The following is a 14,337-nucleotide window of genomic DNA, read 5'->3' as shown; positions in this document are numbered from 1 at the left end:
TGACCGAAATCCGCAAAGCAGGCTCCGGACACCAGTCCCACATAGCCCGTTCCGATCATCGCGATTCGCATGAGAAAACTCTTTCCGTTGAAGACGGATGTTCCACTGAACACCCTAGACCATTTCTCTATCCGGCCGCACGCCCAACATTAGGGCAGGTTGCTTCGCGAACCGTTCGCCCCTCTGACAAGGTCGCCGGCGACCAAAAGCACACGTGCCGGCGTTCTCGGATGACACGCATGCGCCGCGGATCTCGGAATCAGAGACCGTGGTAGTTTCGATACCATTCGACGAAGCGACCGAGGCCCTCCGCCAGCGGCGTCGAAGGCGCAAAACCGACGTCGCGCTGGAGCGCGGAAATGTCGGCGCGCGTCTCCAGGACGTCGCCGGCCTGCATCGGCAGCAGCTCGCGGATCGCGGGCTTGCCGATGATCTTCTCAAGTGTCTCGACGAACTCGATCAGTTTGACCGACCTGTTGTTGCCGATGTTGTAGACGCGATACGGCGCATAGCTTGACGAGTTTTCCGGCGCTTCCGCGTTCCACGCGGGATTCGGCGCCGCGGGCCGGTCAAGGGTGCGGATCACGCCCTCGACGATGTCATCGACGTAGGTGAAATCGCGCCACATGTCGCCATTGTTGAAAATCTTGATCGGCTCATTCGCGAAGATCGCGCGCGTGAACAGCCAGGCGGCCATGTCGGGCCGACCCCACGGACCATAGACGGTGAAGAAGCGAAGACCGGTCACCGGCAGCTTGTGAACATGCGCGAACGTGTGCGCCATCAGCTCGTTGGCCTTCTTGCTCGCGGCATAGAGGCTAACCGGATGGTTGACCGAATGCTCGGTCGAATACGGCAAGGTGCGGTTGGCGCCGTACACGGAGCTCGACGAGGCGTAGACGAGATGCACCAGACCAAGGCGCCGGCCGGCTTCGAGCACGGTGACAAAGCCGTCGCAATTGGCGCGGATGCTGGTGATGGGATCGTCGATCGACGCGCGTACCCCGGGCTGCGCCGCAAGGTGCACGACGCGATCGGGCCGCACGTCCTGGAAGACCCGCGCCGTGGCTGCGGGATCGGCAAGGTCCGTCTCATAGAACTTGAACCCGGGATGCCGCTGCAGCCGGCCAAGTCGCATGCGCTTCAAAGCCGGATCATAATAGGCTGTCAGCGAATCGATACCGACGACCTCCTCTCCGCGCGCGAGGAGGCGTTCAGATAGATGCATGCCGATAAAACCGGCAGCGCCAGTGACAATCACAGGAGCCATGATCAACTCGTCGCTTTCGTCCTTACCGCACTGCAATGCCAGACTGATACGTCCGAAGCAAGGCTCGGATTTGCGGCAGTTTCATGCACAGCGCCCTCCGGCGACATATCTGGCGAGCCGACGATCCTGCACGACGCCGGCTGAAAGGACGCTACAAGCGGGCAGGATTGCCGGGTTCGGCAAAGCACGCATGCGCAATGCGCAGCCCGCGGCTTTCGGCGAAGCGACGGAAGACGAGCCTCACGTCGATCGGGTCGGCGCACATGCCTTCGAGCAGCACCGTTTGGGTCGCCTGCGATGCGGCCTGATACATCAGAACGGCCGTCGGAAAGAGGCGGGCGCCGATGATGTCGTCGAAATCAGCGCGTGTCCGTCGCTTGAGGTCCTCCGGCAGGAAGCCGTAGGCGCGCAGCGCCAGCGGCGCGCGGAAAAGCTGAACCCAAATCTCATGCGGCCCGAAATGATAGGAATGGGTGAGATAGGAAACCGCAGTCGGGCCAAAGCCTGCAGCTCGAATCTCGACCCAGTACAACGCCAGCCAAGCGATCGATTCCGAGGGCGAGCACGCGAGCAGTTGTTTCGCCGAGCGCCTCACGTTCTGCAGACTCGCATCGAGTGAATCGACGCCGCCGGATTCGAGGTGATTGCTCAGGAGCCGCAGGTTGATCAGGAGCAGGTTGCGACGCTGCCTGGCGTCGCAAAATACATCCGAGGCGTCCTCGTAGCGGGACGAAATACCTGCGAGAACCTCATTGTCGTAGTTCTCGCCGCGGCTCAAGCGCGCGGCGAGATCCTGCAGCGTGGGGCGAAACGTGTAGCTCGCAACCGATAGCAGCCAGGCCAGCGCCGTCGCAGCGACGACGACGTTGACAATGGCCGCATATACCGCAGACGGGCGGCGGGACCCCTGCTTGTTCTCAGGCCTGCTCGACGTAATAGTCGGAATAGTGCCGCCCCTTATACGACTCGATGCGCTTCAGCGTTTTCGGATTGGCACGGTTCAGCACGATACCGACGATCTTGCTTCTGAACACCTCGAGCTCGACGATGGCCTCGTTCACCGCCGCGCGGCGGGTCTTGCCCCATTCAACCACGTAGACGATGGCGTCGACCAGATGTCCGACGGCCTTGGCATCCGTCACCGGAAGCACCGGAGCGAGGTCGACGAAGATATAGTCGTACTTCTTTCTCGCTACCTTGAGAAACTCCGACATCGACTGTGAGGACAGCAGATCGGCCGAATTGACCAGCCGCGTCCGCACGACCGACGGCAGGAAATTGAGATTGGACTGCCGGTCGACCTGGATGTGGTGCTCGAACTGAGTGGGGTCGGCGAGGGCCTCGACCAGACCGGACTTGGAGCCGGGCGCGATCTTCCGCGTCAAGGACTGGGTGTGCAGATCGCCATCGATCAGCAACGTGCGATGTCCCGCGAGAGCAGCCAGATGCGCCAGGTTCGCGACAACGGTCGTCTTGCCCTCCTTCGGAAGCGAAGAGACGACGGCAATGACGTTCGTTTCCCTGGTCAGGCGCGACAGATCGACGGCGGTCTTGATGTTGCGAAGCGTTTCGGCAAACCGCGAAAACGGATGTTCGAGCGCATATCGCGTCAGCGCCGCCCCGCGCATGTCCGACGACGAGCCATCCGACGCTTCAGGACGAAGCTCCGGCAGGGTGCCAAGGCATTGCAGCGCCGTCTCGGTCTCGATCTCCGACGGAGTGCGCAGGACTTCGGTCAGCATTTCCTTGCCGACGGCACCACCGAGGCCGAAGCACAGGCCTCCGATCAGCCCGCCCAGGAGCAGCAGGCCCGTCTTCGGCCAGCTCTTCTTGTCCGCCTTCTGAGCCGTGCTGATGATTCTGGCTTCGCTGATCGGGAAGCTCTGGTTCTGTGTCGCTTCCTGCAATTGCTGAAGGAAGTTGTTGTACAACGTCCGATAGGTGTCGGCGGCGCTCTCCAGATTGCGCAGCTTGACCTGGGCCTGGCTGGCGCTGCCGGACTGGCTCACGAGCTTGTTGAGGTCCGTTTCCAGCGAGCTCTCCCTGCTTCGGGCGATCTCGTAGTCGCTCTTGTAGGCATCGGCGATGCGTCTGACCTCGTCCTTGATCGCCCGCCGCAGTTCCTGCATGCGGGAGGCCAGGTTGACCGACGCCTGGTGGTCCTTCCCGTACTTGCTCGACCAATCTGCATACTGCGCGGCGAGATCAAGAAACTGCGCGCGCAGCCGCGTGATCACGGTGTTGCTGAGAGCGTCGGTCACGGTCGGCTGAGCAAGATCCTGGTCCGTAATCGCGTTGATTCGGTCGAGCCTGGCCTTGGCTTCCGCGGTGCTGGCGCGAGCCTGGATCAATTGCGTGTTGACGTCCGAGAGCTGCTGCTCGTTCATCAAGCCCTTGCTCGTCCCGACGATGTTATTTTCGGCCTTGAACGTTTGAACCGCGCGATCGGCCTCCATCGCCTGCTGCTGCAGCTCCGCACTTCGCCTTTGCAGCCATTCGCTCGCCCGTTTGGTGGACTGGTACTTGGCTTCCAGGACGCTGGTCATGTATGCGTCCGCCAAGGCGTTGGCTACTTTCGCCGCCTTCTCGGGCACCGTCGACCGGAACGACATCATCAGCACGTAGGTGACGCCGACCCGCTCCACTTTTAGGTTCTTCTTGAGGCTTGCGACCACCATCCGCTTCACGAAATCCTTGGATTCCGGCTCGGCCAGACCGAGCAGATTGGTGATTGCACCAACGACATAGGAGATCATGTCCCCCTGGACGTATTCGGGATCGCTGGTGAGATTCAGGGAATCAACGACCGAGCGCACCAGGTCATCGGACGTGAGAATTTCGACTTGGCTCTCGACGAAGCCGGGATCGATCAGCGTGCTGTTTGCAGCATCGGTCGACTTGTTCAGAACCGCCTGACGGGTATCCACGAGGATGCTGACGGAGCTCGTGTAATAAGGAGTGGCCGTCAGCGCATACGCCACCACCACGGCCAGACAGAGGCCCACGACGGAGGCGATCAACGGCCACTGCCGGCGCACAATGTCGAGCGTCCGCTCGAAGGTCAAAACGGCGGTATTGAGCGGTAGTGACGAAGACTGTCCGGCGTCGAAGTTATTTCGCGGCTGATACATGCGTTACTATCGCGGCAATTCGAGAGGAAGTGGGACGGGGGCGAACGGATTGCCGACATCCATGTTCCATTCTCCCTCAAATAATGAATTGGATTGGGGGACTGGCTTGCTCCGTGCCGAAACCGGAACAGGCGCGTCGTTCTCAATCGACGCGTATCCGGCGCTCACCGCCGAGTCCTGCAATTTTTGTACAAAATCGATAATGCGCTGCACAACCGTGGGCTCAATCGGGCCACAATGCTGCGCAGCTCGCGCCAGGCCACGCCCGATTGCCGACCGATTCGACGCCGGAGCCAGCGATACCAATTTCCCGATCTGCGGGAGCAAATCGGGATCAGTGGCCAAATACTCTGTAACCTTGCTCTCGATCTTGTTCTTGTCGTTCTTCGCGTACTTCAAGACATGCGCCGGATCCGCCGCAAAAAGACGAAGCTCGACGGGCGGAGTTCTGAGCAGCAACGGCAGGCAGTGTGCCGTTGCCGACGACACTCCAGCCAGCGTCAGGCACGCCACCGCCAGGAGTGATCGTGCCAAGATCGGAGCACGCGAATGAAGGCCCGACAGGTGATTGCGGTCTCTACCAAGCACTTGGTCCCACCGTATTAATGGATCAGCCGCGGTTAACGGTTAAATACGGCAAGTCTTTGTGCATTGCAAAAGAAAAACGATCGGGCCTGGTTGGGCGGCCCCCTCACCTGTTCCCGAGTTCGGCAAAATCGCGCTGATCTTGCTTGGCAATCGAAACCCAGAAGCGAGGATCCTCACCGGATTCCATCGACACCCACTGATAGCTCGAACGCCGCCAATCGCGAACGTCAGGCACGAGATTGTCCAGAACATAGTCACCGTCCTGCAACCGCGCGATCAACACGAGGTGCCCGCCGGCGGGAGCAAAGACAACCGCCAGACGCAGGGCGCTCGCAGGCCACCCCTTGGCGAGAAGCAGATGGCGTTTGGTGATCGCATAGTCGTTGCAATCTCCCGACGACGGCGAGATCGTCCAGCGCGCCAGTAGCGGATTGGTCGATTTCTTCACAGGCGATATGGCCTGATTCACGCTGGCGTTGACCTCCTCAAGGGCCGCAAGCGCGACATCCCGGGCTGGCAACCGAGCCTCAGGCGAGCTTTGCTCGCACTCGCTCGAGTAGTTCATGCAGAATTTCACAAACTGCAGTGGAGCCAGAACGTTCTGCGACTCCTTCAGAAAGACTCCCTTGCTCATCCCCTGCTCAGCCGCAAGGCACGGCAAAGAAGAACCTAGAACGAACAGAGCTGCAACCAGACGTTTCATTACCGCCTCCCGCGATACACTTGATCGCCTGACGGTAGCCTCGAAAGTTCTCAACCCGATTGCGCAATTTCGTAAAATTGCGCGTAAATGGCGTCCCCTCGCTCAGTTTGTCGGGCTGGTCGGGGCGAGCGGATTGATCGAAGTGACTGAGGCCGCCGAGAAGAACGTGGTCGATGACGGCGGCGAAGCCCCGGTAAAAGTGGTGCTCACTGAAGTACTTACCGCGCCAGGGGACTGCGCCGGAGCGGTGCCGCGGCCACCTCCTGCGATCGATTCACCGGTCGGATCGGAGCCGGGAACGGCAGTCGTCGGAACATCCCCCGTGATGCTTACGAATGACTGAATCAGATCGTCGTTCTCGGTGCTCAGGGCAGCTGCCTGGATAGCCATGGCGGTCGCCGGATGGCTCAGCACGCATGTCGATGCAGCCGTTCCCAGTCCGGCGCCAATCGCGCGGTTCTGCGCCGGAGAACTGGCGCTCGAGAGCGACCCAATGCCCTCCACCGTCTCGGGACGCATCAAGGCGAAGTCCCGAATCGCCGCAGAAAGCCTGCCTTCCTCCCCTTCAGGGATTCCTTTCAGCAGCGCAGAGGGATTGTCGAGAAACTGAGTTGCCTTTTCAGCGGTCACACCTGCAGCAGCAGGCATGCAAGCCACGTCGACGGCGGTTGCCGCGTTGGACGTTGATGGTGCCAGCAGCAATGCAATCACCAACCCCGGTATCATGCGCATCTGGAAGCCCCAATTCTGTTCACGAATAAACATTTATCAGACATACAGGATTTTCGAAGACGTGGCCGACTATATTTAATCAATGGTAAACTGCCTATATTCTTTGCGCAATTCTTTGCGGACGTCGCGTCGTCGATATCGATTGGGCCAGGCCGCAACCCGAAATTGCCGCGAAAATCACGGCGAAGCCAGCAATTTGTAGTGAGAAATCGATACACGAATGCAACACTCCGAGTAGAAATACGGAAGCAGCCGTGGCTGGAATGTCTCGGTCACGAAGCCTCGAGAAAGCTCCCCAGAGCATCCGCCCCCAGAACAAAGCGGCGATGGCGCAAATTGTCGCTCCCAGGGGAAGCCCGATCGAGATCATCATTTCCAGGGGTGTGCTGTGCACCTTGTCCCAGATGCCCTGACTGCCAAGACTTTCCGGGCGATAGGGCGGAAATGCAGTCTCGAAATTTCCGACGCCGATGCCGAGCAATTCGTGCCCGCGCAGCATCTTGAGTGATGTCCGGTAGACTTCGGCACGCTGACCGTCGGTCAGCCCGAACAGACCGACCCGACCGATCACATTTCCGCCAATCACAAGGAATCCTACGATGGCGGCGGCCGTGACGGCTCCCGCTCCCAGCCAGTAATGCCTGGATTGGAACCGAAGTTGCATGAGATGGAGATTGGCGAGACAGGCAAGGCTTAACAGCGTCAACAGAACTCCGGCACGAGAGCCGGTCATGCCGGTGGCGACAAGACATGTCAGAACGCCGGCAGCAAGCGTGGCAGGATGATCTGTGAACGAACTGTAATGGGGCCGATGCGCCAAAAGCAGAGCGTCCGACGCAATGGGGGCCAAACGGCCCAGGAACAAGACCGAGCAACTGCCCCAAAAAGCGGCAGCAGTGTTGCGATTCACGAACGTTCCCGTCGCATACGGAAGATAGTATTCCTTGCTCCTCCAGAGCAACGTGGTCGGCGCCAGGAGATGCGCGAGGATACCATAGACCGCATAGGCAAATCCCGCATAGGCGATCGCTTTCAACACCTGCCTTGCCGCCTTTTCGTCGGTGGAAAGCAGATATGCCCGCAAGAGCGCGAGTACAAAGAGCACGCAAGAGCCGAATGCGATCCAGGGCACCGATGCCGTAGTGGAGATGCGGTTCGGCTCCGTCACCCCCGCGACATCCCTGGCAATCCGCCAGAAAGGATCGGCGAGCGCGTCACTCACCCCGGGGAATATCTGGAAAAGCGTGAGTGCACACAATAACAGCAGGACCGCTCCCATCGGTCCGATAACCCAGAGATCCGAGTTGCAAACGCGGGAGAGGTTGGCAGTTAACAAGCTCGCGGTCAGGAGCGCGGTCCAGATCCAGATCCAGATCAGATCGACCGACCCGAAGGGCAAAGGGGCCAATACGAAGGCTACAATCGCGATGAACCAGGATATACGATGCACTGAAATTTCTATCGGCAAGCTGCGGAATCGGCGATCACTTCATTGAACCAGATGTGTAGAATGACCAAAATCGAGACAATTTGCTACGCTATCGATCGGCCTATCGGTCTCTGACAGCACGCGCGATTCTAACCGAAGGCCCTACGATGGATCAACCGACAACGCCGCTCGCCGAAAAGCGCGAGGCCCCAATTTCGGCCTGGACGCTGCCTACCCTCGAAGGCTGCGCGGTGCTGCTCTATTTCAGCCGCGACGCCTTCGCAGGTGTCTTCCGCTACTATGCGAGCCTCACGCATCTGGACGCCCTCTGGTTCGTTCCCGACTTGTTTGCATTCGCCTGCGTCGGAGCATTCACATACAGATATGCGTTCAAGCAAGGCAGCATCATCGCCATCCTGCTCGTTCTTTATACAGTTTTCGCGCTTTTTCTCGGCTACGTATTCCTTGGAGAGACGAAGGGTCTGGCCTCTTCGATGAAAATGATCGCGCCCGCCTTCGTCGGATTTTGCTTTTGCGGCCGCGAGTTCAAGGACCAGAAACTCCTGCTGAACGTCGTCTATTTTCTCTTCTTCGCCTCGATGATCGGGATCTTCTGGTCCGCGCATTCGCGGCTGCCGTGGGTCGCCTTCTCATACGAATCTTTCGGCGCGACGCGAACCGCGGCGCGACTCTGGTGGACGGGCGGCGAAAGCCGCATCTCGGGGTTCGCCGCCGACAGCACCATGGCTGCGTATTTCGTATTGATAACCTATGTCTTCACCTCCATTCGCAAGAGCGTGCTCTGGTGCCTGATTTGGGCCGGTCCCGCCCTCTATGCGATTCAGGTTTCGACCAACAAGACCGCGTTGGGCGTCCTGGTGATCTACCTCGGCGCCCTGCTGCTGGTTCGCGCGTTCGACGAACGCCATCGCTTCGCTGCGCTTCGTTCGCTGGCGCTCTGGTCCTTTGCCTGCCTCCTCGTCCCGCCGGCTTTGATGCTGGCGTTCAGCGGGACCAATTTGGGCAGAATCGCAAAGGGCCTGTACAGCCTGCAGGATCGCATCAACAACAGCTGGCAGCTGCCGTTCGTCTACATGAACGATCTGATGCCACTGGGATATTTCACCGGTTGCGGACTGGGCTGCTTCAACTATCCGCAGCAGCTGTTCTCAAACAAAGTCAGCTATTACGTGCCCGTGGATAATTTCTACATCGGAACCTACCTGATGTTTGGTCCGATCTTCGTGATTTTCGTGATCTTCGTGATCATGGCCGTGGCCAGGACCCGCGATATCTACAAGCTCACTGCCATCTTTGTGATGAACTTCTACACCATAACCGTTCTCGGTTACGGCCCTGCGAGCGGTCTGTTGGTGATCACCATGGCGTTCAGTGAAGTTTTCGGAAAGCCGTCGCCGCTTCTGCGCGCGAACCGCAATGCTATGGGGCAGCCGCCGCAGCTCCTGAAGGTCGCAAGCGGGTGATGGCTCTTCTCGAACGACCATCGGGCGCGGAGAGGGCGAAGGATTTCGCCAAGAGAGTATCCGACAGCAGGCACAATATCTTTGGGCGGCACGGCTCCGCGGCCCAAGCCCGGCTCTTTGAGCCGTCGATCCAGGGGCTACGCGGCCTTGCCGCGCTAAGCGTCTTGCTCGTTCATCTCTATGACATGCCTCTCACGGCCGGCTTCCTGCCGCCGATGCCGTCGTGGTTCGATGCAATCATCGGAACCTTCGGCCGCGGGGTCGAAGTCTTCTTCATGATAAGCGGGTACCTGATCCCGGCCAGCCTCGTCCGGCACCAGGTGGTTTCGAAATTCTTCATCGACCGCTGTCTGCGCATCCTTCCTGTATTTGTCATCCTTCATCTCGCCCTCTTCGTCATCGGGCCGCTGGTCGGATACAAATTCTTCAAGGGCATCGACGCGCTGGACTACGCGAAGATATTCCTCGCGAACCTGTTCTTCCTCCCCGACATCCTGAACCTGCCGCTTGGGCAGCAGAACGCATGGACGCTGACCTACGAGTGGGTCTTCTATTTGTGGTTCGCGGCAGCCTACTATTTCGCCACGCGCTCGCGACCGATGACAACCCTGCTCGTTCTGGCGGGGGTCATCGCCGTTCTCTACTTTCCGATTTCGGCCTATTTCGTGGTCGGATTCGCGCTGAGGGCGATCGAACTGCGCATCGGAGCGCGAGGCATATCGGGGCTGCTGCTCAGCGTCGCGTGCCTGGCACTGATGTACATGCTGCTGGAATATGTACATCCGTTCGCGGGACTGCTTCCGGGCCTCATCCTGTTTTCGACGGTCCTGAACCCGGCTTCGACCATTGCGCAGCAGTTGTCGAAGGCCTCACCGCAATTCGTTGGCAAGATCAGCTACAGCCTGTATCTCGTTCACCCGTTCGCGCTCTACCCCTTGCAGGTGATCGGGGCACGACTGGTCTCCCAGGGCTACTCACCCTGGGTGGTTTGGCCCTTGTTCGTCGTTCTCGGGCTGCTGTCTTCGTTCGTTGCCTCGACGATCACATATGAGCTGATCGAGGTCCGGCTGCGGAACGCCATCGCGGCCCTCCTTGGCACTCACGAGCGGAAGGCCTCGGTCGAAGTCCAGAGCGCGGTCGCCAGCCCGCTCTTGCGAGACGATCTACGCGACCACCCCAGGTTCGATCATCACGGGCCGGCGTGAGTGACCGTCGAGCTTCACCTGAACGGTCTCGGCCGGCAGCTTCTTGACCGGTGCGCTACGCCGCTTTTTCGGCATAATGCTGGGCGAGATCGTCTCTGGTGGAGCGTCTTCGCCGAACATCTCTATATAATGAGCCAGAGGCATGTAGCCTGCGTCGACAAGCGCCCTCGCGCTATCGCGCGTGAGTTTCGCCTTCATTCCACCCTCCCTTTGGTTAAGCCATAGCTTCTTTTTCTCGCCTTTCGATCAGCCTAGGCCGGGAACGGTAAAAGGTGCGTTGACCAAATTGCCTGGAATCCGGCAATCGGGCCACGAAGGCTAAGATCGAATGAACACCGCGATCGGGCATCGCCTCGACGACCAGCCTGGCGCCCGATGCTCGAGCGGGAGCCGTAGGGATCGAAACTTGGCCGTTCAGCCAGACTTTCGACGGACGGCACGCGGGCTCCCACCGCCAGCCTCGCCAACTCCCGTGCTGCGCATTCGCGAGGGCAGTCGCGATGGAAGCCTGCCGACCGATCGCCTCGTTGCACAGGCAAATGACAAGCGGGGTATGCACGTCGGTTCGGGGTGCTTCCCTGCATTGCGGCCGCTCTCGATATAACCTTCCGATCGTTCTGGATCGCCGCGCGCGCCTCAATCCTCGCAGCCACGTGCTGCGACGTGACCTGAAAGCTGTCTTGCGCACTCGGTTCTGACAACATCCCTGCCTGTGATGAGGCACGGCGGCTAAAACTTCGGCGAACCAGCGGCCGAATGTCTTCGCGCATAAGGAGTGAACGTCATTCCGGGCGATGACGCTTCGCCTTTGACACGGGTCGGATGATGTGCTTGCCCTGCGCTATCACGGATTATCGGTGCCCCGACAATGCCAATCCCCCAGAAGCTGGTTGCGTTCGCGAATGTGCTCATTCGATTGGCGACGCTCGGGCTTCGATTCCTGCTTTCCTTTTACGTCATCAAATACCTGGGTTATGACGCGGCCGGCGTTTATGGGCTGACGGTCGGCGTGACCGGCCTCGCGCCGGCGGTGATCGGGTGGGGCCTGAATTATTTCGTGGCGCGCGAAGTCGTCGGATTGTCGCCGGCTGAAGCGGCAATCCGAGTCCGGAATCGCTTGTTCGTCACAATCGTCTCGCTGAGTCTGGCTACGGTCCTGGCGGTTTTGCTGTCGTTCTACCTGCACCGGACGGTCACCCTCCTTTACGCGTTGATCGCCGTCCTGGTGTGGCTTGAGACAGTCGGGCTCGATCTGCATCTTCCGCTGATCGGTCTCAACAAGGCGCTCGAAGCCAATGTGCTCGTTCTGCTGCGTTCCGCTGCGTGGATTCCCTTTGTCATCGGCCTCGGCGTGTTGTTTCCGCAATTCCGCTCGATCGAAACGGTGCTGTGCGCCTGGATCATCTCGAACGTTTTTGCCCTTGTCGCGCTCAGCGTCATGGCGAGGAAGTGGAAGCTCAGCGGCGTGCTCTCGCGGGAGGTCGATTTCGACTGGATCAGCAATCGCCTCAAGAGGTCCTGGCACATCTATGTGAGTGACGTCAGCCTTGTCGGGCTCATGTATCTCGACCGATACATCGTGAGCTTCTTCCTCGGACTGTCGGCAACGGGCATCTATACGTTCTTCTGGTCGCTCGCCAATTCGTTACAGACGCTGGTATCGACTGCCATCGTTCAGGCTGCCCTGCCCATTCTCGTGTCGACCTATGCGAGCGGCAATCGCGAGGCATGGCGCGAAGCGCTTCGCGTTGAATTCTACAAGGTCATCTCGATTTCCACGGGTGCCGCCGTGGCCATTTTCGCGGCAAGCGAAGTGGCACTGCGCTACATGGCCATGGAAGGACTGAGCGAACATCGGGGCCTGTTCCTGCTGCTGCTTGCGGCCGCGGTGCTGCGCTCGTGCTCGGATCTCGGCAATGTCGGTCTCCTGAGCACGAAAAAGGACGCGTCCTACGCGGCCATCAACACCATCGGCGTCTGTCTTTCGACCGCAATGACCTGCGTCGGCATTGTCACTTTGGGCCTGACTGGCGCGGGAATTGCAATTTTCGCGACCGCCGTTATCCTGTTGCTCATGCGCGCTTGGTTCCTGGCAGGGGCGTTTCGTTCGACCGGGGCATTGCCCTCTCCCGATAGCGGCGGATGAGCGGAAACGAAGACCGCCTTGCCGACCGGCCAGGCCATTTGGATCTAGCCAGCGCCCAGCCGGCGTTGCGGAGCTCACGTTCATGACCCAGAAGATGACGATCATCGACAAGATCAAAGAGGATCTTGCCCACTACGCCTCGCGCGAGCACATCCCGGTCAGCTTTGCATTTGTTGCGCGCATGCTGTTGTTGACGCCGGGATTCCAGTTCGTTTTCGCCTGGCGCATCCAGGAAGCGCTCTTCCGCATACCGCTCGTCGGCAGGCTTCTCCGACGCATCGTCTGGTGGTTCACATGCCTGCTGTTCGGCTCGGAAATCGCCCTGGCGGCGAGCGTCGATGGCGGTCTTTATATCCCGCATCCGTACGGAATCGTCGTCGGTGCCAGCGATATCGGAAAACGCGTGACACTCCTGCAGCACATCACGATCGGTCGGAAGGACCACTCCGATCGGGGCAGGCCGCGGATCGAGGATGGGGCTTCCCTGATGGCCGGATGCGTCGTTCTCGGCAGCATCACCGTGGGCAGCAATTCAATGATCGGTGCCAACGCGGTCGTGCTCAAGGACGTGCCACCCAATTCCATTGCGGTGGGCGCCCCTGCCAAGATCCTGCCGCGCTCCGACATTTCACCGAAGTCCCAGGACGAGCTGCAAGGTCTGGCGTCGGAAGTCGCCTAGCGTGACGCCGCCCGGTTGACGTCCGTGGCCTGCAACCGGTCTTCCGTTCTGGCCGTGCCGACGATGCGCGCAGGCGCACCCACGACCGTGGCAAAGTCCGGCACGTCGGATAGCACCACCGAATGTGCCGCAACGATCGCGTTGCGCCCGATCCTGATTGGGCCCAGCAACGTTGCGCCAGCGTAGATCACCGCACCATCATCTATCGACGGGTAGGCGTCGACGTCATGCGAAGCCCGGCCGAGCGTGACGCCTTGGTAGATCGTCACGTCGTTTCCGATCACGCTACCTTCGCCGATCACGATGCCGACCGGGTGCGGCAGGCATAGACCGGCTCCGAGCCGTGCGGCAGGGGCCACATAGCATCCGTAGTTCCTGACGGACGATCGCCAGACCAGCCGCGAAAGAAACCTGCCCCCTCTGCCCCGGACGTTCAGCCAGGACGCGAGCCTTGCCCGTGACACGAGGGCGAAGCCTGGCGACGTGATGTAGGCGATCAAAGCGCCGGTCAGACCGCTGCGTGCGGCGTTTCGCTCGAGATCCTGTCTCCACATGCTCATTCATCACTCTGCTGGACGATTCCCGCCGATGCCAACGGCCGGCTCTGCGACGATGATGTACCAAGTTCCACAGGCTTTCCAAGCGCCCATTGCGCGGCACTGAATTCGCGTGCAGCTGCGCCGGGCTGTGCAAGCGAGGGAACCAAGCCATCCAGGCGATCTTGCGCTTCACGGCAACGGCGACACGAAACACGCAATAGCCATCCGGCCAACAAGTCGCGGCCTGGATCGTGCGCTCGACTCACGCAAACAGGCGCGGCGCGGCTGACCACGAACGAAGCATCTGCCAACCTTTTCATCGCAACCGATATCGTCGTTCCGTGAGAACACCGAAAAGATCTCAAGTTCCGCATCGGCCACATCGAGAACATCAGACACACATTGCGTAACCGTTGAGCACGCGCTTCGCG

13 protein-coding genes are annotated in these 14,337 nt (G+C 60.0%); 4 read left to right on the top strand and 9 right to left on the bottom strand.

What is annotated here, in order from left to right; genetic code table 11:
* Positions 1–259: 259 nt before the first annotated feature.
* The 7 genes from QSV46_RS28840 to QSV46_RS28810 form a co-directional block, all read right to left on the bottom strand.
* Complete coding sequence (locus tag QSV46_RS28840) at positions 260–1,270, bottom strand: NAD-dependent epimerase/dehydratase family protein (RefSeq protein WP_314959507.1); 1,011 nt, start codon at positions 1,268–1,270, stop codon at positions 260–262.
* Positions 1,271–1,421: 151 nt separating this feature from the next.
* Complete coding sequence (locus QSV46_RS28835; RefSeq protein ID WP_314959505.1) at positions 1,422–2,048, bottom strand: hypothetical protein; 627 nt, start codon at positions 2,046–2,048, stop codon at positions 1,422–1,424.
* A 139-nt stretch (positions 2,049–2,187) separates the two neighbouring features.
* The gene (locus QSV46_RS28830; RefSeq protein WP_314959504.1) at positions 2,188–4,401 is read right to left on the bottom strand and encodes a polysaccharide biosynthesis tyrosine autokinase; all 2,214 of its coding nucleotides are present in this window, start codon (positions 4,399–4,401) and stop codon (positions 2,188–2,190) included.
* A gap of 6 nt (positions 4,402–4,407) precedes the next feature.
* Complete coding sequence (locus tag QSV46_RS28825; protein ID WP_314959503.1) at positions 4,408–4,800, bottom strand: hypothetical protein; 393 nt, start codon at positions 4,798–4,800, stop codon at positions 4,408–4,410.
* A gap of 292 nt (positions 4,801–5,092) precedes the next feature.
* The gene (locus QSV46_RS28820) at positions 5,093–5,692 is read right to left on the bottom strand and encodes a transglutaminase-like cysteine peptidase (protein WP_314959501.1); all 600 of its coding nucleotides are present in this window, start codon (positions 5,690–5,692) and stop codon (positions 5,093–5,095) included.
* Between the two features lie 102 nt (positions 5,693–5,794).
* Complete coding sequence (locus QSV46_RS28815; protein WP_314959498.1) at positions 5,795–6,457, bottom strand: hypothetical protein; 663 nt, start codon at positions 6,455–6,457, stop codon at positions 5,795–5,797.
* A 61-nt stretch (positions 6,458–6,518) separates the two neighbouring features.
* A complete protein-coding gene (locus QSV46_RS28810; RefSeq protein ID WP_314959497.1) occupies positions 6,519–7,874 on the bottom strand; it encodes an O-antigen ligase family protein in 1,356 nt (451 codons plus the stop codon).
* A 146-nt stretch (positions 7,875–8,020) separates the two neighbouring features.
* On the opposite strand from QSV46_RS28810, the gene QSV46_RS28805 reads away from it, so the two are divergent.
* Positions 8,021–9,337 (top strand): hypothetical protein, encoded by a 1,317-nt coding sequence (locus QSV46_RS28805; protein ID WP_314959494.1) that lies wholly within the window; start codon positions 8,021–8,023, stop codon positions 9,335–9,337.
* Positions 9,337–10,542 carry an acyltransferase gene (locus QSV46_RS28800; protein ID WP_314959491.1) on the top strand — a complete coding sequence of 402 codons (1,206 nt, stop codon included), beginning with the start codon at positions 9,337–9,339 and terminating at the stop codon, positions 10,540–10,542. The genes QSV46_RS28805 and QSV46_RS28800 overlap by 1 nt, the downstream gene beginning before the upstream one ends.
* On the opposite strand, the gene QSV46_RS28795 is transcribed toward QSV46_RS28800, so the two are convergent.
* Positions 10,501–10,740 carry a hypothetical protein gene (locus QSV46_RS28795; protein ID WP_314959489.1) on the bottom strand — a complete coding sequence of 80 codons (240 nt, stop codon included), beginning with the start codon at positions 10,738–10,740 and terminating at the stop codon, positions 10,501–10,503. The genes QSV46_RS28800 and QSV46_RS28795 overlap by 42 nt on opposite strands.
* A gap of 670 nt (positions 10,741–11,410) precedes the next feature.
* Here QSV46_RS28795 and QSV46_RS28790 point away from each other — a divergent pair.
* Both QSV46_RS28790 and epsC read left to right on the top strand, forming a co-directional pair.
* Positions 11,411–12,688 carry a lipopolysaccharide biosynthesis protein gene (locus QSV46_RS28790; RefSeq protein WP_314959487.1) on the top strand — a complete coding sequence of 426 codons (1,278 nt, stop codon included), beginning with the start codon at positions 11,411–11,413 and terminating at the stop codon, positions 12,686–12,688.
* Between the two features lie 82 nt (positions 12,689–12,770).
* Positions 12,771–13,367 (top strand): serine O-acetyltransferase EpsC, encoded by a 597-nt coding sequence (gene epsC / locus QSV46_RS28785; protein ID WP_314959486.1) that lies wholly within the window; start codon positions 12,771–12,773, stop codon positions 13,365–13,367.
* Here the strand turns inward: epsC and QSV46_RS28780 are convergent.
* Complete coding sequence (locus QSV46_RS28780; RefSeq protein ID WP_314959484.1) at positions 13,364–13,927, bottom strand: serine O-acetyltransferase; 564 nt, start codon at positions 13,925–13,927, stop codon at positions 13,364–13,366. The two genes, epsC and QSV46_RS28780, sit on opposite strands and share 4 nt — an antisense overlap.
* Between the last annotated feature and the right edge of the window lie 410 nt (positions 13,928–14,337).

The sequence above is a fragment of the Bradyrhizobium cosmicum genome (assembly GCF_032290525.1).
Classification (GTDB): Bacteria; Pseudomonadota; Alphaproteobacteria; order Rhizobiales; family Xanthobacteraceae; genus Bradyrhizobium; species Bradyrhizobium cosmicum_A.
Note: the sequence above shows the minus strand (reverse complement) of the source record. Positions and strands in the feature narration are given on the sequence as shown.